This is a genomic window from Nocardioides sp. W7 (genome assembly GCF_022919075.1).
Classification (GTDB): domain Bacteria; phylum Actinomycetota; class Actinomycetes; order Propionibacteriales; family Nocardioidaceae; genus Nocardioides.
On sequence record NZ_CP095078.1, the window covers coordinates 3,567,499 to 3,585,931 of the forward strand.

Here is an 18,433-nt window from a genome sequence, read left to right on the forward strand (position 1 = left end):
GAGAGTCGGCATGGGATCCAGGAGCTCCCGTAACGCGAAAGCTAGGCGGTATCCGGGTGCACGAACGCACGACACATCGTGCCGTCAAAGTCTTCCTTCCCGTCCTCGTCGAAGCCGATCTTCTCCAGCACCCTGGCGCTCGCGTCGTTGCCGACGGCGACGATGGCCCGCAGCGGGACAGCAACGGTGTGCAACAGGTGCCAGCCCACCAAGGCTTCGGCGATCTCCGTGGCAAGACCGCGACCCCAACGGCTTCGCCGAATGAGATAGCTCAGTCCCCGGCTGTCGGACGTTCCACCGAAGCCTGCCCTACCGACCAACCGGTCATCGAGGTCCGCCAAGCGCCACTTGGTCCACCCACGGGCCGCGTGCTCGGCGATGTATCGATCGACCAGCTGCTCGACCTCCGGGCGCGACTCAGGACGCCCATGGCGTACGAACTCCATCGTCTCTGGATCGGAGTGCACCTCGTGCAATGCCCCGACGTCGTCGACAACCCACGAGGTCAGTGTCAATCTCGGCGTCCTCAGAACGACTTCGCGCTGGGCTTCGATCCGACGGGCGCCACGCTCCACAACGCCATTCTTGCAGGCTCCACGCGTGACCCTCAGGGCGTTCACTCCCCTAGCCGGATCGGCCATCTGGACCCGCCCTGAACACCGGCTCCGATGACTGTTCCCACTGACCATCACGTGTAGTGCAACCGCGCCTGCAGGATCACCAGGTCGTCATCGTCGACCAGATAGACCAGCCGGTGCTCATCGGTGATGCGTCGCGACCAGGCGCCCGCCAGCATGTGCTTGAGCGGCTCGGGTTTGCCGATGCCCTGCGTCGGATCCCGCACCGCGTCGTCGATGAGTCGGTTGATCCGTTTGAGGATCTGCCGGTCGGCTTGCAGCCAGTACGTGTAGTCGTCCCAGCCGTTCGGGGTGACGGCGAGCCTCACTCGACGAGATCGTGCTCGTGCCGATCGCCGGACCTCGCCTGCTGGAGACTCTCGAGGAGCCGCTTCGAGTTCGCCGGCACCCGGAGCAGGTGTGCCGTCTCTTCGAGAGCGGCGAACTCGTCGGCCGAGATCAGGACCGCGTTGCCGCGCCGCGAGGTGATCTCCACGGCAATGCGGTCGTTGTTGACCATCTCGATCAGCGGGAGGAGCTGCTTGCGGGCCTCGCTCGCAGTGACGGACATGGGATCTCCTTCGACTGGTACGACTTTACGGTCCCACTCTGTGATCGCCGAGCGATCGACCCCGGCTCACGGTGACCGGGTGGCCAGAATCCAAGGTCATCGACAGGCGTCAGCTCGATGGACGACGGCGACGACCGTGCCCAGGTGCTGCTCCTCATCGATCCGGAAGACCACGCGGTAGGTCCCGCGTCGAGCGCTGTGCCGGCGGAGTGCCTCAGGGAGCGGCGAGTGCAGCCAGCGCGTCCGGGCTCTCCGGCCCGACGAAGACGGCGTACTCACGCGGTGCGTCGACCCAGATGCCCTGGATCACCCGACTGGTGAGGTTGAACTCGTCGCCCTCGATCTTCTTCATGACCTGGTGACCCTGCACCTGCACCCAGGGCTCGGATGCCTTCTCCCAGCTGACGCCGCCGATCGTCTCGGCGTCGGTGGCGGAGAAGATCGCGCTCGCGTCCTCGGGGACCTTGCTCACGCACTCGTAGCTGACCTGGGCGACGTAGACGACCTCCGGCCCCTCGCCAGGCTGGTACGCCGCGCAGTCCGCCACGGTCTGAGTCCCCCAGGCCTCGGCGACCGCGGGCACCAGCAGCCGTTCCGGTCGCGCGGACGCATCGCCCGTCGCGGAGGCACTGCTCCCGGTGGCGGGCGGCGACGAGTCTGCCGAACCTTCGTCGTCACCGCGGACGAGCTGCCCGATGACGACCGCCCCGACGATGACGACCACGACGGCGAGTGCCGCGAGGAAGGGTGTCCGGGACGACCCGGTGCGGGTCTCTTCGGTCATCGGATCCTCCAGGGCTGGGCCGTTGAACTGACCCGGGCAATGTAACCCCCGGGGCGAACCACCGGCCCACCACGCCTCGAGAGGCGGCGAGTGAATAGGATGTCGCCACCATGACGACTCCTGCCAAGCCCTCCGACGTGACCGCCCCGGCCGCCGCGGCCTACGAGCCGGTCCCCGTGCTCGCTCCCCTCGGCTGGGTGCTGGTGCTGATCACCGGCCTCCTGGTTGTGATCTCGACCTGGTACGTCTATCCGCAGGACGCCGAGGCGATGTGGGCCGGCTACCGCGGCGGCATGGTCGCGACCGTGGTCGTCGTGGCGTCCTTCGTGCTGCGCACCCGGGTCAACCACGCACCGGCGATCGCCGTCATCGGCCTCGGCGGCGCGCTGCTCATCCTCTTCGCGCTGGTGTACGACGACACCACGAGCATCTTCGTCACCGAGCTCGGCGGCGGCGTGCTGATCCTGCTCGGCGCGCTGCTCTGCGCCTCCGGTCGCCGCGAGGCCTGAGCGCCCGACGCTCGACCGCGGCCCGTCCGCACAGCGCCGGTCTGGCCCGTCCGGGTCATGCCGGCGACGTCCGCTCGGGTCAGTCTGGTGACCCACCTGCGCGTTACCGGTGCGTTCTCCGACGATCTGGGGTGCGTTGTCCGTACGTTCGGGTGAGAGCCGACGGAGCGCACGCGAGGGGAGGTCGAGCCATGTGGGACACCGTCCAGTCGAGCGACGAGCACCTGTCGCACGATCGCCCCTGCCCGCGCTGCGGGCACGGGATGCACACGTTCCTGGCCTGCGGCGACGGCTGCAGCTGCCAGCCGGCCCCACAGCCGGGCCCGGAGCGCCGGGCCGCCTGAGGGCCGGCTGAGCCGGGCGTCCGGTCAGCCGATCCCGTCGATGTCGGCGACCATCCGCAGCCGGGGTCGTCGTACGTCGTCCCCGTCGACCTCGCCGCACCACCAGCGGACCCGCAGTCCGTCCGGCAGCACCTCCAGCACCGCGAGGTTGTTGTCGTACCAGGGCCCCTTCGTGAGCCGCCAGCGCAGCGGTGACCGCGGCATCCGTCCGCGGGTCAGGCGGCCGGTGGGCCGCGCGCGCCCCATGCCGGCCAGCTTGGTGGCGCGACGCATGAACGCCGGCAGCGGATTGCGGATCGGCGAGCAGACCGCCTGGACGATCCGGCTGGTGACCTCGACGCCCTCGGCCGGGTCCGGCCACGCCTCCGCCACGTAGCTGTGGTGCACGTCGCCGGAGAGGAAGGTCACCGAGCGCGGCGCCCGGCCACGACGGCCAGCGCCGACTTCGAGGACCATCCGGCCCACCTGCGCGAAGCCCTCCTGGAAGGCCGCCCAGTGCTCCAGGTCGGCCCCCTGGCGCACCTTCTCCCCCAGCGGCATCAGCAGCCGTCCGAACCGACCGGTCGCCACGGCCTCGCTGAACGACTCGGCGTGGTGGATCGCCGGCGCGAGCAGGAACGGCAGCGACGTACCGATCAGCAGGTGGTCGACGTCGCCGCGCAGCTGCTCGTCGAGCCACGCCATCTCGGCGTCGTCGAGGATCGAGCGACGCTCGGGCTGGAGCACCCGGGCCGCGCGGGAGTCGACGACCACCAGCCGCGCCTGGGTGTCGAAGTCGCGCGCGAAGCTCCAGCGATAGCTGTCCGGACGCTGGTCCGCGTCGTCGGCGAGCCGGTCGAGCTCCTCGGTGATGTCCAGCTCCCCCGGGCCGTCGTACGACGCGATCCGCTGCCAGAGCGGATCGTCGGCCCGATCGGCCCGGCTCAGGTTGCCGATGTGCTGGTAGACCCAGTACGACGCCAGCCCGGCCACGACCCGTTCGCGCCACCAGTCGGTGGCCTCCATCTTGCGGCGCCAGCTCAGACTGGTGTTCCAGTCGTCGCGGATGTCGTGGTCGTCGAAGATCATCGCGCTCGGCATCGTCGACAGCAGCCACCGGTTCGCCGGGTCGCTCCAGGCGAGCCGGTAGAGGTGGGCGTACTCCTCGTAGTCCTTCAGCTCGTACCACGGCGACTGCGTCGGGTCGCGGCGGTCCTCGATGAACGCCTTCATCTCGTCGCTGGTGTCGTCGGCGTAGACCTGGTCGCCGAGGAACAGCACCAGGTCCGGCCACCCGTCCGCGTCGCCGTCGTCGGTGATGCCGGCCATCCTCAGCGCGTAGGCGCGCAGCGCGTCCACCCCGTGCGCGGCGTGGCCGGTCTCGTCGTGGGACACGCTGACCCGGCAGGACCCGAACGCCATCCGCAGCGGCTTGCCGGGCCGGAGCGTCGCGATCAGGCTGTCGCCGTACTCGTGGTCGGCCAGGGGCCACACGCGCTCCCCGTCGACGGAGACGGAGTACGCCGTGTGGCTGCCCGGCTCGAGTCCCTCCACCTCGACCAGGGCGTAGTGGTGCCCGTGCGCCGCGAAGGTGCGGGCGGTCGCGGCCCGGTCCCCCGCGGTGACGACCACCGTGGCGGCGTCCTCGGTCTCGACCCAGACGGTGGCGGACGTGTCGTCGACGTGTCGCAACAGCGGGCCGAGGCGGAGCGGTGAGGTCACGGCTGGATCATTACCTTGATCGCTCGTCTTTCATCCATCGCCCGGTAGCCCTCGGCGACCTCGTCGAGCGGCAGCGTGGCGTCGAAGACCCGGCCTGGGTCGATCCGGCCGTCGAGCACCAGCTCCAGGAGCTCGGGCAGGTAGCGGCGCACAGGGGCGATCCCGCCGGCCAGGCCGACGTTCTTGGAGAACATCGTGCGGACCGGGAGCTCGACGCCGTGCGGGACGCCGACGAAGCCCACCGTCGAGCCGGGACGGGCCACGCCGAACGCGGTGCGCATCGCCGCGTCGGTGCCGACGCACTCCAGGACCGAGTCGGCCCCGACTCCCCCGGTGATCTCCTTGACGGCCGCGCCGCCCTCCCGGCCCCGCTCCGCCACGATGTGGGTGGCACCGAACGCGCGGGCCAGCTCCTGGCGCGGCTGGTGGCGCGACATGGCGATGATCGTCTCGGCGCCCATCGTGGCGGCGGCCAGGACCCCGCAGAGCCCGACCGCGCCGTCGCCGATGACGACGGCGGTCCCGCCCTCCCGTACGCCGGCCGCGACCGCGGCGTGCCAGCCGGTCGGCATCACGTCGGACAGCGCCAGCAGGGACGGAACCATCGTGGCGTCGGGGACACCGTCGAGCTTCACCAGGCTGCCCTCGGCCTGGGTGACCCGGGCGTACTCCGCCTGGCCGCTCACCGTGATCCCGTAGTTCACGCATGCGCTTTGCACGCCGGCCTGGCAGTGGACGCAGGTGTTGTCGCAGTGGTCGAACGGGACGATCACGAAGTCGCCGGGCCGGAACGAGGACACGGCGCCACCGACCTCCTCGACCACGCCGATGCACTCGTGGCCGATGGTCTGCCCGGCGGTGATGTCGTTCTCGCCGCGATAGGGCCACAGGTCGGATCCGCAGATGCAGCCGGCGGTGACCCTGACGATGGCGTCGGTCGGCGCCTCGATGGTGGGGTCGGGGACCTCCGACACGCGAATGTCCCCGGGGGCGTGGATGGTCGTCGCTCGCATGCTGGCATCCTTGCAGGGCGCTCCACTCCCCCCGGCCACGCCCGGTCGCAGCCCGTGTTGCGTTATCTCACATGTGAGTTACCGTGGGTGACATGACTGAGGGATACAAGGGCCGCATCGGGAACCTCATCCGAGACGCCCGCAAGCACCGGGGGCTGACCCAGCAGCAGCTCGCCGAGCTGCTCGCCACCAGCCAGAGCGCGATCAACCGGATCGAGAAGGGCCACCAGAACCTCTCGCTGGAGATGCTGGCCCGCATCGGGGCCGCGCTCGACTCCGAGATCGTGGCCGTCGGCGCCGGGCCGACGCACCTGCGCGTCACCGGCCCGACCACGCTCTCCGGCACGATCGACGTGAAGACCTCCAAGAACGCCGGCGTCGCGCTGCTCTGCGCCTCGCTGCTCAACCGGGGCCGCACGACCCTCCGCAAGGTCGCACGCATCGAGGAGGTCAACCGGCTGCTGGAGGTGCTCGGCAGCCTCGGCGTACAGACCAAGTGGCTCAACGCCGACAACGACCTCGAGATCATCCCGCCGCACGAGCTGGACCTCGACCACATCGACGAGGCCGCCGCGCGTCGTACCCGCTCGGTGATCATGTTCCTCGGCCCGCTGCTGCACCGCGCCGACACCTTCGACCTGCCCTACGCCGGCGGCTGCAACCTCGGCACCCGCACCGTCGAGCCGCACATGGCGGCCCTGCGGCCGTTCGGCCTGGAGGTCAAGGCGACCGACGGGATGTACCACGCGCAGGTCAACCGGGCCATCGAGCCCGGCCGGCCGATCGTGCTGACCGAGCGTGGCGACACCGTCACCGAGAACGCGCTCATGGCCGCGGCGCTGCACCCGGGCACCACCGTGATCCGCAACGCCTCGTCGAACTACATGGTCCAGGACCTCTGCTTCTACCTTCAGCGACTCGGGGTCACCGTCGAGGGCGTCGGCTCCACCACGCTGACCGTGACCGGGGTCGAGGAGATCGACGTCGACGTCGACTACGCGCCGAGCGAGGACCCGATCGAGGCGATGTCGCTGCTGGCCGCCGCGATCGTCACGAAGTCGGAGATCACCATCCGTCGGGTGCCCATCGAGTTCCTCGAGATCGAGCTGGCGCTGTTGGAGGAGATGGGCTTCCAGTACCACCGCTCCGAGGAGTACGTCGCCGAGAACGAGCACACCCGGCTGGTCGACCTCACGACGAAGCCGTCCCAGCTGCACGCGCCGCTGGACAAGATCCACCCGATGCCGTTCCCGGGCCTGAACATCGACAACCTGCCGTTCTTCGCGGTGATCGCCGCCGTGGCGGAGGGGCAGACGCTGCTGCACGACTGGGTCTACGAGAACCGCGCGATCTACCTCACCGACCTCAACAAGCTCGGTGGCCAGGTCAAGCTGCTCGACCCGCACCGGGTGATGATCGAGGGCCCGACGTCGTTCACCGGCACCGAGCTGGTCTGCCCGCCCGCGTTGCGCCCGGCCGTGGTGATCCTGCTGGCGATGCTGGCCTCGAAGGGCACCTCGGTGCTGCGCGGCACCTACGTCATCCACCGCGGCTACGAGGACCTCGCCGAGCGGCTCAACCTGCTCGGCGCGCAGATCGAGCCGTTCCGCGACATCTGAGCGCGCCTCGCCCGAGCTTGCGAGGGCGAGGAGGCACGCGCCAGGTCGAGTAGCCCCGCGTCCGACGAAGGAGGACGCGACGGGCGTATCGAGACTGAGCGCCCCGAGCCTGAGCTTGCTCGGGCTCGATGGCAGGCGCCAGGTCGAGTAGCTCCGCGGCTGAGGAACGAAGCCGCGACGGGCGTATCGAGACCCCGACCCAGGGTCTCGATTCGCTCGCTGGCGCTCGCTACTCGACCAACGGGAAAGTGGTCGCTACTCGACCAACGGGGAAAGCGATCGCACCCTGACCAGCGAACGACCCGACGCCGGTCGAGGTGCGAGCGAAGCGAGCCTTGCAACCCGGTGAGCCGACCCTCGGCGCCGGGCCGGGGCCGAGTCCTGGCACACGAGGGTTCAGGACTTCGTCCTTCGCACCTCAACCAGCGTCAGTCGCGGTCAGAAGAGGGTCTCCACCCAGGCCCGCGCGGGCGCCTTCGCGGGCGGCGGGGCGGGCGCCGTGTCGGGGGTGATCCGCGGCATCGGCGCGGTGTGCTGGCCGGCGAAGCGGTGCCAGTCGGACTCGGCCTCGACGAGCGCGCCGAGCGAGGCGCGGTCGAGGTAGACGCCGTGCCCGTCGGGGCACCGCAGGACGGACGCGGCAGCGACGGGGCTCTCCACCATCCCGGTGCCGCACTCAGGGCAGTTCATCGTCATAACAGCGACGGTAGACCTCGTGTCTGAGAGCGCGCTGGACCCGCGCCGTGGATACTGCTCGCGTGAGCACGCCGCGTACCGGGTTCGGCTACCTCGATGCCGTCCTCGAGCGGCCGGGGAGCGCCTTGGCCTTCGCCCACCGCGGGGGTGCCTACCACCCCGAGATCGAGGGTCTGGAGAACACCCTCGCGGCGTTCAAGCACGCCGTGTCGTTGGGCTACGACTACCTCGAGACCGACGTGCACGTGACCCGCGACGGCGTGCTGCTGGCCTTCCACGACTCCGTCCTCGACCGGGTCACCGACCGCGAGGGCACGATCGCCACCCTGACGTACGCCGAGGTCCGCGGCGCGCACGTCGCCGGTCGCGAGGAGGTCCCCACGCTCGCGCGGCTGTTCGAGGAGTTCCCGGCGGTCCGGTTCAACATCGACCTGAAGTCCGAGGGCGCCGTCCCGGCCCTGGCGGAGTTCATCGCTGCCCGGGACGCTTGGGACCGGGTGCTGGTCGGCTCGTTCTCGCCGCGCCGGCTCCGGTTGTTCCGTGAGCTCACCGGTGGCCGGGTCCCGACCTCGGCGCACCCCCTGGAGGTGGCGGCGTACCGGCTGCTGCCGTCGGGTCGACTCGCCGACCTGCTCACCCGGGGCCGGGTGGCCGCGCTCCAGATCCCGCGCCGCCGTGGCCGCCTGGTCCTCGTGACCCGGGGGCTGGTCCGCCGGGCGCACACGGCGGGCAAGCACGTCCACGTGTGGACCGTGGACGACCCGGTCGAGATGGGTGAACTCCTCGATCTCGGGATCGACGGGCTGTTCACCGACCGCACCGACGTGCTGAAGGCCGTGCTCGCCGAGCGCGGCCAGTGGAGGGGATGACGATGACGACCAGCCGACCGACCAGCCGACCTACCGACGAGCGGGCGCGCGAGCAGCGGGCCTGGTACTGGTACGACTGGGCCAACAGCGCCTTCGTCACCACGATCGCCGCGGTGCTGTTCGCGCCGTACCTCACCTCGGTCGCCGAGAAGGCCGCGTGCGGCTTCGTCACCGACGAGGACAAGGGCCTCAAGTGCACCGCCGACCTCTCGATCCTCGGCCTCGACGTCTCCCCCGGCTCCCTGGTCTTCTACATCGTCACGATCAGCACGCTGATCTCGGCCGTCGTGCTGCCGATCGTGGGTGCCATCGCCGACCGGTCCTCGCGCAAGACGACGATGATGGCGGGCCTGGCCTGGACCGGCAGCGTCTTCGCGATGTGCATGTACTTCGTGACCGGCGACAACTGGCAGCTCGGCGCGGCGCTGCTGGTGGCCGCAACCCTGTGCCTCGGCTCCAGCCTGGTCGTGTACGACGCGATCCTGTGCGAGATCGCCGAGCCGCACGAGCGCGACCGGGTCTCCTCGCGCGGCTGGGCGATGGGCTACCTGGGCGGCGGCATCCTGCTGGCCCTGAACTTCGGCCTGCTGTCGGTGATCGACGACACCGCGCTCGCCGTGCGGATCAGCCTGCTCAGCGCGGGCATCTGGTGGGCGGCCTTCACGATCATCCCGTTTCGCGGGGTCCGCAACCGGCCGGCCAGCAACGTCGTACCCGAGTCCGGCACCCTCGTCCGCCAGTCCTTCGCCCAGCTGTGGCACACGCTCAAGGACCTGCGGAACTACCCGGTCACGCTGACCTTCCTCGTCGGCTACCTGTTCTACAACGACGGCATCCAGACGGTGATCTACGCCGCCTCGGTGTACGGCGAGAAGCAGCTCGGCTTCGAGGCCAGCACCGTCCTCTCCGCGTTCCTCGTGGTCCAGTTCGTCGGCATCGCCGGTGCGCTGCTGTTCGGCCGGATCGCGCAGCGGCGCGGTGCGCACGCGACGATCATGGGCGGCCTGGTGATCTGGATCGTGGTGGTCGTGCTCGGCTTCTTCACCCCCGCCGACAACTTCGCGCTGTTCCTGGCCCTGGCCGCGGGGATCGGCCTGGTCCTCGGTGGCACCCAGGCGTTGAGTCGCTCGTTCTTCAGCCAGCTGATCCCTCGCGGTCGGGAGGCGGAGTACTTCTCGCTCTACCAGGCCTGCGAGCGGGGCACGAGCTGGGTCGGCACCCTGATCTTCGGCGTCGTGCACCAGGTGACCGACTCCTACCGGCCGGCCCTGCTGGCCCTGATCGCGCTGTTCGTCATCGGCTTCTTCTTCCTCTCCAAGGTCGACACCGCCCGCGGGATCCGCGAGGCCGGCAACGAGGTCCCGGCCGTGGTCTAGTCGCCTGGCCTGCCCGCTGTGGTGTGCGGTGTGACTGCCGTCGCACGGGGTACCTGAGAGGAAGCCGAGAATCTCGGGCGTTCGGGGCGCGGAGCGCCGATTGTCGGAATCTTGGACCGCTCAGTACCGTTGAAGACTTCTGAGAGAAACCATCCAGGTCCTCTCGGTCATCGTCCACGGGGGACAGAAAACGGAGGTGCCTCATGGCGGAGCGCACGTTGCGCGGTGCCCGACTCGGAGGCCAGAGCTTCGAGGACGAGCGCGGGATCGAGTTCGCGGCTCGTCAGCAGGTCGGATATCGCTGCCCGCAGGGGCACGAGTTCGAGATCACGATGTCCGTCGAAGCCGACGTACCAGCCATCTGGGAGTGCCCGCGCTGTGGCGCGGAGAGCCTCAGCACCTCGGGCATCGAGCCCGAGGCGAAGAACGAGAAGCCTGCCCGCACGCACTGGGACATGCTGCTCGAGCGCCGCTCGGAGAAGGAGCTCGAGGACATCCTCAAGGAGCGCCTCGAGCTGCTGCGTGGCGGCGAGATCGGTCCGGCGCATCTGCACCGGGCCAACGCGAAGAAACGCAAGGCGGCCTCGGCCTGACGCCGCCTGGGCAACCGATCTCGGGTGCTCAGGAGTCGTCGACGACCTCGCCCCGGACCACGGATCCGTCGGATCCCGGTCCGGGGCGCTGTGCGTTCGGCCCCAGGGACGTGGCGAGCAGCCGTGCGGTGACCACGCGGGTCAGGATGCGCCGGAACACCGGCCGGGTGACGGGCAGGATCAGCAGGATGCCGAACAGGTCGGTGACGAAGCCCGGGCTGAGCATCAGCGTGCCGCCGACGAGCAGCAGGGCGCCGTCGGCGAGCTCGCGGGCCGGCATCCGACCGCTCTCCAGGGCGGTGCGCAACGCGCTGAGCGCCCGGCCGCCCTCGCGGCGGATGAGCCAGGTGCCCAGGATGCTGTCGAGCACCAGCAGCAGGATCGTCCACCACGCACCGATCACCTGCCCGACCTGGATCAGCACGTAGAGCTCGGCCAGTGGCACCACCACGAACAGGACGAAGAGCACCCATCGGGTGCTTCGACGCCGGCTCATGAGCGAGTCCCCCAGGAACGGTCCTGCCACACCCGGCGAGCCTGGTCGCGACGCTCACGCAGGCCCCACCAGGTGATCCGCTGCAGGGATTCCACCGCGACCGCCCGGCTCATCTTGGAGTCGCCCCGCTCACGCTCGACGAACTCGATCGGCACCTCGCGCACGGTCAGCCCGGCACTCAGCGTGCGCGCGACCATGTCGGTCTGGAAGACGTAGCCGGTCGAGACGACCGAGGCGAGGTCGATCTTCTCCAGCGTGCCGCGGCGGAACAGCCGGAAGCCGGCCGTGGCGTCGCGGACCTTGATCCCGAGCAGCAGCCGGACGTACAGGTTGCCGCCACGCGAGAGCCACTCCCGCGAGCGCGGCCAGTTGACCACGGAGCCCCCGGGGACGTAGCGCGAGCCGATCACCAGGTCGGCGTCGGCGAGCGCGTCCAGGAGCAGTCCGAGCTGCTCGGGCTGGTGTGACCCGTCGGCGTCCATCTCGCCGATGACGTCGTAGCCCTCCGCGAGGGCGAAGGCGAAGCCATGACGGTAGGCGGCACCGAGGCCGCCCTTCGCGGTGCGGTGGAGCACCTGGACCCGGGGGTCCGCGGCCGCCAGCTCGTCGGCGATCCGGCCGGTGCCGTCGGGCGAGTCGTCGTCGACCACGAGCACGTCGACGTCCGGCTGGGCGGCGCGCAGCCGGGCCACGATCCAGGCCAGGTTGTCGGCCTCGTCGTACGTCGGCATCACGATCACGACGCGGCCCAGCCCCGAGGGGTCTCCAGTGCTCACGCGGGAAGCCTCATTCCTGCTTCGTCTCCTGCAGCTCGGGTCCGGGTGGACCGGGGACGACGACTCGTGACCGTCTCCGCTGTCGACGATACGCGAGCAGGGAGTACAGCAGGCCGGCCAGTGTCACCAGGATGCAGAGCCGAGCGACCCAGGGGCCGACCCGGATGCCGGGTGTCACGGCGTCGACCAGTCCGACCTCCTCGACCAGGACCGCGGTGGTGCGCGGGTCGGGGGTGGCGACCACCGAGCCGTCGGGGGCGACCACCCCGCTGACGCCGTTCGTCGACGCGACGACCAGCCACCGGCCCGCCTCGATCGCGCGCAGCCGGGTGATGGCGAACTGCTGGTCGATCTGGTCGGTCTCGATGAAGGTCGCGTTGCTGGTCTGGACCGCGAGCAGCTGCCCGCCGCGGGTCAGCTGCGCCTGCAGCCCGTCGTCGTAGGCGATGTCGAAGCAGATCGCGTCGACGACGGGGACCCCGGCGACGGTGATCGGCTCCTTGCGGGTGCCGCTCAGCATGTCGCGCCCGATCCGGGCGAGCTCGCCGAAGTTGGCGTCGATGTACTGGCGGAACGGGATGTACTCGCCGTACGGCACCGGGTGTCGCTTGGTGTAGCGCTCCCCCGCTCCGGTGACGGGATCCCACACGATCCCCTGGTTGAGGACGTGGTCCTCGCCGGCGTCGACGATCGCCCCGACCAGCACGGGTACGCCGATCGCGGCGGCCGCCTCGCGGATGCCGTCGCCGATCACCTGCCGCCGGAACGGGTCGGACGCCGTCGAGTTCTCCGGCCAGAGCACGAAGTCCGGCTGCGGCTGGTCGCCGGCCGCCACGTCGGCGGCCAGTCCGACGGTCGCCCGGACGTGGTTCTCGGTGACCCCGTCGGCGTCGTACAGGATGTCGTTGCCCGGCCCGGGGACGTCGCCCTGGACCACCGCCACGGTGGTCGAGCCGACCTCCTCCGGGTCGTACGACGCGATTGCGGGCACCGCGAGCACCACCACGAGGGCGGCGACCGACCCGAGCGCGAACCGGCGCTCCCGGCCGCGGGCGACGGCCAGCCAGGCCAGCAGTGCACCGGCGAGCGCGAGCAGGGCCGACACGCCGACCATGCCGACGTACGGGAGGGATGCGGCGACCGGCGTGTCGACCGTGGCGAAGGCCAGCCGGCCCCACGGCATGCCGCTGAACGGCCAGCCGCTGCGCCAGACCTCCACGCTCACCCAGGCCGCGGCGACCCACAGCGGCCACCAGCGCCGGGTGCCGAGGACGGCGACGACGGCGCCGAGGAGCCCGTAGAAGAGGGCCTCGACCCCGGCCAACCCCACCCAGGCAGCGGTCGCGACGGCGCGCATCCACCAGATGTGCACGAAGTAGAAGCCGACGCCGAAGGCCAGCCCGACCCACCAGCCCTGGCGGGCACGGAGGCCCCGGGCGCAGACGAAGAACGCCGCCACCGCGAACGGCAGCACCACGGGCGCGGCCACGGGCTCGAAGGCCAGCGAGAGGGTCACTCCTGCGACGAGGGCCAGGAGGGTCCGGGACAGCACAGGTGTGAAGGTATCCGGTGGGGTGTTGCAGAGCTCCGGAAGGACCCCGAAACCCTTCGGACCAACCCGGGAATGACCGGCTGCCGAGCTCGGGTTGTTGTCTAGGGGGTCCGAGGTCCTTCCGAGTCCACCCTCGCGGAGCGGACCGACCTCCGCGAACTGTGTCGGACGGGTGGGTGGCACCCCACCCTCCGACACGGCCACTCGGACGTCGGTCCACCGGCCACGATCTGCATGAGCGGACGGCACACAGTCGCGGTTTTCACCAGGGCCTGTCAACACGGCAGTGACCTGCACAAACGTGCGTCGTCGCAGGTCAGCGGCGCGCAGAATTCACCAGAATTTCGGCCAGATTCCAGACCAGCTCGGCGTGTCGCGGAACGAATCTCGCGAACGCGTGCAAAGGCTGCTATCCGAGCCGGGCGCGCTGTCGCTTCCGGACCGACCCGGCGTAGCGTCTGCGTGCCGCAGGACGCACCGAGTCGTCGGCTGTGGCACAGCCAGGAAGGAGCGACCCGTGACGGTCGACTACACCCGCGACGATGACGTCGTCCAGGTGCATCTCAACCGGCCCGACCGGCTCAACGCCGTGGTGCCGGCCCTCACCGAGGGGCTGGCCGACGCGCTGCGCCGGGCCGCCGCCGAGGGGGCGCGCGCGGTGGTGCTGGCCGGACGGGGACGGTCCTTCTGCGCCGGGCACGACCTGAAGGAGCCCGAGCCGGTCGAGTCGCCCCTGGAGACCCGGGCCCGCCTCGAGGTGATCCAGGACGTCACCCGCCTGGTCCGCGCCTTCCCCGGTCCGGTCGTCGCTGCGGTGCACGGCCACGCGCTCGGCGCGGGCTGCGAGTTCGCCCTCGCGTGCGACGTCGTCGTCGCGACCGAGGACGCCCAGTTCGGCTTCCCGGAGGTCGAGGTGGGGCTCAGCGTCACGGGCGGCATCTCCCGGCTGCTGCCCGCCCTCGTGGGCTGGGCGCGCGCCAAGGAGCTGATGCTGCTCGGGGAGCGGGTCACCGGGACCCGGGCGGGTGAGATCGGGCTGGTGGCACGCGTCGTACCCCCCGGCGAGCACGAGACGGTCGCCCTCGAGATCGCCCGGCGGATCGCTCAGCGTCCGCCGCTGTCGGTGAGCCTGGCCAAGCGGGTGCTCGACGAGGGTCTCGACGCGAGCTTCGAGGAGGCGCTGGGCCGCGAGGTCGACCACGCCCTGCTGACCTCCCTCTCCGGGGAGGGCGACGCACCGCGGGAGGCGTTCGGCCGTGGCTGAGCAGCCGCTGGTCGACCACAGCCTGATCGATCACAGCCTGGTCGACCACCTCCTGCTGGCTGCCGAGCGGTGGCCGGACCGGCCGGCCTGGACCTTCGACCCGGGCGACGGGCCGAGCGCGACGCTGAGCTTCCTGGAGGTCGCGCAGCGCTCCGCGGCGTACGCCCAGGCCCTGCACGAGCGTGGGGTCGTCCCCGGCGACCGGGTGGCGGTGATGCTGGACAACCAGCCCGAGTTCCCGCTGGTCTGGCTGGCCCTGATGCGGATCGGGGCGGCGATGGTGCCGCTCAACGTCCGCTACCGCTCGACCGACGTCGGACACGTCCTGACTGATGCCGGTTCGCGGATCGCGGTCACCTCGCCGTCGTACGACGACCTGCTCGACCCGCTCACCGATGTCGTGCTGGTCGAGGACCTCGCGCCGATGGGCGCCTGGGCGCAGGGCCTGGTCGACCCCGACACGGTCGTCAACGTGCAGTACACCTCGGGCACCACCGGGAACCCCAAGGGCTGCCTGCTCACCCACCGCTACTGGACGACCCTGGGCACCTCGATGCTGCAGGAGTTCCCGCACGTGGTGACCGCTGACGTGATGCTGACCGCGCAGCCCTTCTTCTACCTCGACCCGCAGTGGAACGTGGTGACCGCGCTGCTGTCCGGCGCCCACCTGGTGGCCCTCGACGGCTTCCACCCCTCGAGCTTCTGGGCCAAGGTCCGCGAGCACGAGGTGACCTACTTCTACTGCCTGGCCGCCATGCCGACGCTGCTGCTCCGGATGCCGCCGGACCCGCTCGACCGGGCGCACCGCGTGCGCGCGGTGCAGTGCTCGGCCATCCCGGCCGCGCTGCACGCCGAGCTGGAGGAGCGCTGGGGCGTCGCGTGGTACGAGGCGTTCGGCATGACCGAGACCGGCGCCGACCTCCGGGTCGGCGCCGACGACCACGACGAGCTGGTCGGCACCGGCTGCCTCGGCCGGCCGGCGGCGCACCGGCAGGTCAAACTCGTCGAGGGCGAGCTGTGGCTGCGCGGTCCCGGCATGATGGAGGGCTACCTCGGCCACCACTCCCCCTTCGTGGACGGCTGGTTCCCCACCGGCGACCTGGCCCGGCTCGACGAGCAGGGGCGGGTCTACCTCACCGGTCGGCTCAAGGACATGATCCGGCGCAGCGGCGAGAACATCGCCGCGCGCGAGGTGGAGGACGTGTTGCTCACCCACCCGGCCGTCCGCCTGGCCGCGGTCGTCGGCGTACCCGACGAGCTCCGCGGCGAGGAGGTCAAGGCGTACGTCGTGGCGCCCGGCGCCGGCTCCGCGGAGCTCGACGCGTGGTGCCGCGAGCGGCTGGCGGACTTCAAGGTGCCGCGGTTCTGGGAGTTCCGCGACGACCTGCCGCTGACCGCCTCGCACCGCGTGGAGAAGGCGAAGCTGTGAGCCTGCAGGCCGATCTGCTGCTGACCAACGCCCGGGTCCGCACCCTGGAGGGGCTCGGTCGCGGCGACGTGGCTCCGGCCGTCGCGGTGCTGAACGGTCGGATCGTCGCGCTTGAGGACGTGCCCGCCCGTCGCGCGATCGACCTCGGCGGGGCGGTGGTCGCGCCCGGCTTCCACGACGCGCACAACCACATGGCCTGGTACGGCCTGTCGCTGGCCGAGGTCGACCTGCGGGTGCCGAGCCTCGAGGCGCTGTACGACGCCGTCGCGGCCCGAGCAGCCGGGCTCGGACCCGACGAGTGGGTCGTCGGTGCGGGGTACGACGAGAACAAGCTCGGCGCCCACCCGGACCGCAGCTCGCTGGACCGCGCGGCCGACGGCCGACCGGTCTGGCTCAAGCACACCTCCGGGCACATGTGCACGGTGAACAGCACGGTGCTGGCCGAGCTCGGCATCGCCGACGCGCCCGTCGAGGTGCCCGGCGGCCTGGTCGTCGTCGACGGGGCCGGCCGACCGACCGGCCTGCTGCAGGAGCAGGCCCAGCAGCTGCTCTCCCGGCTGGTCCTCCCCTACCCCGTCGCCACCCTGGTGGACGCGATCGAGCGCGCCGGGCGGGTGTACCTGTCCCAGGGCATCACCAGCGTCGTGGAGGCCGGCATCGGCGGCGGCTGGATCGGCAAGAGCCCGGTCGAGGTGGCGGCCTACCAGCTGGCTCGCGACACCGGACGACTGCCGGTCCGGGTCGAGCTGATGGTGGCCGCCGACGCGCTGCATCCGCTGACCGCACACGCCGAGGACGGCGTCGTCCGCGGGCTCGACCTCGGCATCCGCTCCGGGCTCGGCGACGACCGGCTGCGGATCGGGCCGGTCAAGGTCTTCTCCGACGGCTCCCTGATCGGGCACACCTGCGCCCTGACCGCGGACTTCGCCGACACCCCCGGCTCGCGGGGCTACCTCCAGGACGACGCCGACGCGCTCACCCGGACCATCCTCGAGGCGCACCGGTCGGGATGGCGGGTCGCGACCCACGCGATCGGCGACGCCGCGATCGACCTGGTCCTCGACGCGTACGCCGACGCGCAGTCCCGGTGGCCGCGGCCCGACGTACGCCACCGGATCGAGCACTTCGGGGTCTCGCGCCCCGACCAGGTCGCCCGCGCGGCGGAGCTCGGGGTCGTTCCGGTGCCGCAGGGCCGGTTCGTCGGTGAGATCGGCGACGGCATGCTGCGGGCGCTCGGTCCCGACCGGGCGGGCTGGGCGTACCGGTATCGCTCGCTGCTGGATGCGGGCATCACGCCACCCGGGAGCTCCGACCGGCCGGTCGTCGACGGCGCGCCGCTGCTCGGCATCCACGACATGGTCAACCGCCTGACCGAGAGCGGGTCGCCCTGCGGCCCCGAGGAGGCGATCACCGGCCTGGAGGCGCTGACGGCGTACACCCTCGGGTCGGCGTACGCCTCGCACCAGGAGCACGACCGCGGCACGGTCGCCGTCGGCAAGCGGGCCGACCTCGTGGTGCTCTCCGACGACCCGGCGAGCGTCGACCCGGCCACGATCCGCGACCTCGAGGTGCTCGGCACGGTGCTGGGCGGAGAGGTGGTGCACGGTGCCTGGTGACGGGCGGCTGGTCTCGGCCGCGACCCTGTCTGACCCCGAGCTCGAGGCGGTTCGCGCGATCTACGAGGCGGCGTTCCCCGAGGAGCTGACGGTGCCGTTCGCCGACCTGCTCATCGACCGGCTGCTCGTGCGCGTCGAGGACGACGGCCCGAGCGGGTTCGCGCTGGTGCGCGACCTGGGCCCGACCGGGTGGACGTTCCTGCGCTACTACGCCGTCGGCCGCCGCGGACGCGGCATCGGGTCGCTGATGTGGGCGGACCTGACCGCACTGCTCGCCGCCGAGGGCCGCACCCGCCTGGTCTGGGACGTCGAGGACCCCGACGAGCCGGGGCTCCCCGACCACGCCGTCGAGGAGCACCGGCGCCGGATCGCCTTCTACGAACGGCTCGGCGGCCGGCTGCTCCCGGTCCGGGAGTACTTCCCACCCCACGACGACGGGCACGCGCCGGCGCTGCGGCTGATGGACCGGCCGCTGCGGCCCGGCGTACCTGAGGAGGCGCTGCGCGAACTGGTGGAGGGCGTCTACGAGCGGCGGTACGGCGTCCCGGCCGACTCCCCCGTCGTACGCCGGACACTGGTGGCCAGCAACCTGCTCTGACAGAAGATCG

The 18,433-nt window shown here is 71.1% G+C and carries 19 protein-coding genes; 9 read left to right on the forward strand and 10 right to left on the reverse strand.

Features of this window, described 5'->3' with window-relative positions:
* Positions 1-41: 41 nt before the first annotated feature.
* The 4 genes from MUB56_RS16890 to MUB56_RS16905 form a co-directional block, all read right to left on the reverse strand.
* Entirely contained in the window at positions 42-575 is a 534-nt protein-coding gene (locus MUB56_RS16890; protein WP_244928180.1) for a GNAT family N-acetyltransferase, read from the reverse strand.
* A gap of 113 nt (positions 576-688) precedes the next feature.
* Positions 689-946 (reverse strand): Txe/YoeB family addiction module toxin, encoded by a 258-nt coding sequence (locus MUB56_RS16895; RefSeq protein WP_244928181.1) that lies wholly within the window; start codon positions 944-946, stop codon positions 689-691.
* The gene (locus tag MUB56_RS16900; protein WP_244928182.1) at positions 943-1,188 is read right to left on the reverse strand and encodes a type II toxin-antitoxin system prevent-host-death family antitoxin; all 246 of its coding nucleotides are present in this window, start codon (positions 1,186-1,188) and stop codon (positions 943-945) included. The genes MUB56_RS16895 and MUB56_RS16900 overlap by 4 nt, the downstream gene beginning before the upstream one ends.
* A gap of 214 nt (positions 1,189-1,402) precedes the next feature.
* Positions 1,403-1,972: a hypothetical protein gene (locus tag MUB56_RS16905; protein ID WP_244928183.1), complete on the reverse strand. Its 570-nt coding sequence runs from the start codon at positions 1,970-1,972 to the stop codon at positions 1,403-1,405.
* 110 nt (positions 1,973-2,082) lie between these two features.
* On the opposite strand from MUB56_RS16905, the gene MUB56_RS16910 reads away from it, so the two are divergent.
* Positions 2,083-2,481 carry a hypothetical protein gene (locus MUB56_RS16910; protein ID WP_244928184.1) on the forward strand — a complete coding sequence of 133 codons (399 nt, stop codon included), beginning with the start codon at positions 2,083-2,085 and terminating at the stop codon, positions 2,479-2,481.
* Between the two features lie 368 nt (positions 2,482-2,849).
* On the opposite strand, the gene MUB56_RS16915 is transcribed toward MUB56_RS16910, so the two are convergent.
* Positions 2,850-4,526: an alkaline phosphatase D family protein gene (locus tag MUB56_RS16915; RefSeq protein ID WP_244928185.1), complete on the reverse strand. Its 1,677-nt coding sequence runs from the start codon at positions 4,524-4,526 to the stop codon at positions 2,850-2,852.
* Positions 4,523-5,539, reverse strand: a complete 1,017-nt coding sequence (locus MUB56_RS16920) for a zinc-dependent alcohol dehydrogenase family protein (RefSeq protein WP_244928186.1) — start codon at positions 5,537-5,539, stop codon at positions 4,523-4,525. Before MUB56_RS16920 ends, MUB56_RS16915 begins: the two co-directional genes overlap by 4 nt.
* A gap of 92 nt (positions 5,540-5,631) precedes the next feature.
* Between MUB56_RS16920 and MUB56_RS16925 the strand changes: the two genes are divergently transcribed.
* Positions 5,632-7,158 carry a UDP-N-acetylglucosamine 1-carboxyvinyltransferase gene (locus MUB56_RS16925; RefSeq protein WP_244928187.1) on the forward strand — a complete coding sequence of 509 codons (1,527 nt, stop codon included), beginning with the start codon at positions 5,632-5,634 and terminating at the stop codon, positions 7,156-7,158.
* 438 nt (positions 7,159-7,596) lie between these two features.
* On the opposite strand, the gene MUB56_RS16930 is transcribed toward MUB56_RS16925, so the two are convergent.
* Positions 7,597-7,848, reverse strand: coding sequence for a zf-TFIIB domain-containing protein (locus MUB56_RS16930; RefSeq protein WP_244928188.1), 252 nt, complete (start codon positions 7,846-7,848; stop codon positions 7,597-7,599).
* Between the two features lie 68 nt (positions 7,849-7,916).
* Between MUB56_RS16930 and MUB56_RS16935 the strand changes: the two genes are divergently transcribed.
* From MUB56_RS16935 to MUB56_RS16945, 3 genes are all read left to right on the forward strand, one after another.
* Positions 7,917-8,723 (forward strand): glycerophosphodiester phosphodiesterase, encoded by an 807-nt coding sequence (locus tag MUB56_RS16935; protein ID WP_244928189.1) that lies wholly within the window; start codon positions 7,917-7,919, stop codon positions 8,721-8,723.
* Positions 8,724-8,725: 2 nt separating this feature from the next.
* A complete protein-coding gene (locus MUB56_RS16940) occupies positions 8,726-10,099 on the forward strand; it encodes an MFS transporter (protein ID WP_244928190.1) in 1,374 nt (457 codons plus the stop codon).
* Between the two features lie 203 nt (positions 10,100-10,302).
* The gene (locus MUB56_RS16945; RefSeq protein WP_244928191.1) at positions 10,303-10,692 is read left to right on the forward strand and encodes an RNA polymerase-binding protein RbpA; all 390 of its coding nucleotides are present in this window, start codon (positions 10,303-10,305) and stop codon (positions 10,690-10,692) included.
* Between the two features lie 28 nt (positions 10,693-10,720).
* On the opposite strand, the gene MUB56_RS16950 is transcribed toward MUB56_RS16945, so the two are convergent.
* From MUB56_RS16950 to lnt, 3 genes are read right to left on the reverse strand one after another with little or no spacing between them, the layout of a single operon-like run.
* The gene (locus tag MUB56_RS16950; RefSeq protein ID WP_244928192.1) at positions 10,721-11,188 is read right to left on the reverse strand and encodes an FxsA family protein; all 468 of its coding nucleotides are present in this window, start codon (positions 11,186-11,188) and stop codon (positions 10,721-10,723) included.
* A complete protein-coding gene (locus tag MUB56_RS16955) occupies positions 11,185-11,964 on the reverse strand; it encodes a polyprenol monophosphomannose synthase (protein ID WP_280637296.1) in 780 nt (259 codons plus the stop codon). The genes MUB56_RS16950 and MUB56_RS16955 overlap by 4 nt, the downstream gene beginning before the upstream one ends.
* Positions 11,965-11,974: 10 nt before the next feature.
* Positions 11,975-13,516 (reverse strand): apolipoprotein N-acyltransferase, encoded by a 1,542-nt coding sequence (gene lnt, locus MUB56_RS16960; protein WP_244928193.1) that lies wholly within the window; start codon positions 13,514-13,516, stop codon positions 11,975-11,977.
* A gap of 517 nt (positions 13,517-14,033) precedes the next feature.
* Here lnt and MUB56_RS16965 point away from each other — a divergent pair.
* From MUB56_RS16965 to MUB56_RS16980, 4 genes are read left to right on the forward strand one after another with little or no spacing between them, the layout of a single operon-like run.
* On the forward strand, positions 14,034-14,780 hold the full coding sequence (locus MUB56_RS16965; RefSeq protein ID WP_244928194.1) for an enoyl-CoA hydratase-related protein: 747 nt from the start codon (positions 14,034-14,036) through the stop codon (positions 14,778-14,780).
* Positions 14,773-16,209 carry an AMP-binding protein gene (locus MUB56_RS16970; protein ID WP_244928195.1) on the forward strand — a complete coding sequence of 479 codons (1,437 nt, stop codon included), beginning with the start codon at positions 14,773-14,775 and terminating at the stop codon, positions 16,207-16,209. Before MUB56_RS16965 ends, MUB56_RS16970 begins: the two co-directional genes overlap by 8 nt.
* Positions 16,206-17,825: an amidohydrolase gene (locus MUB56_RS16975; RefSeq protein WP_244928196.1), complete on the forward strand. Its 1,620-nt coding sequence runs from the start codon at positions 16,206-16,208 to the stop codon at positions 17,823-17,825. Before MUB56_RS16970 ends, MUB56_RS16975 begins: the two co-directional genes overlap by 4 nt.
* On the forward strand, positions 17,815-18,423 hold the full coding sequence (locus MUB56_RS16980; RefSeq protein WP_244928197.1) for a GNAT family N-acetyltransferase: 609 nt from the start codon (positions 17,815-17,817) through the stop codon (positions 18,421-18,423). Before MUB56_RS16975 ends, MUB56_RS16980 begins: the two co-directional genes overlap by 11 nt.
* Positions 18,424-18,433 lie beyond the last annotated feature (10 nt).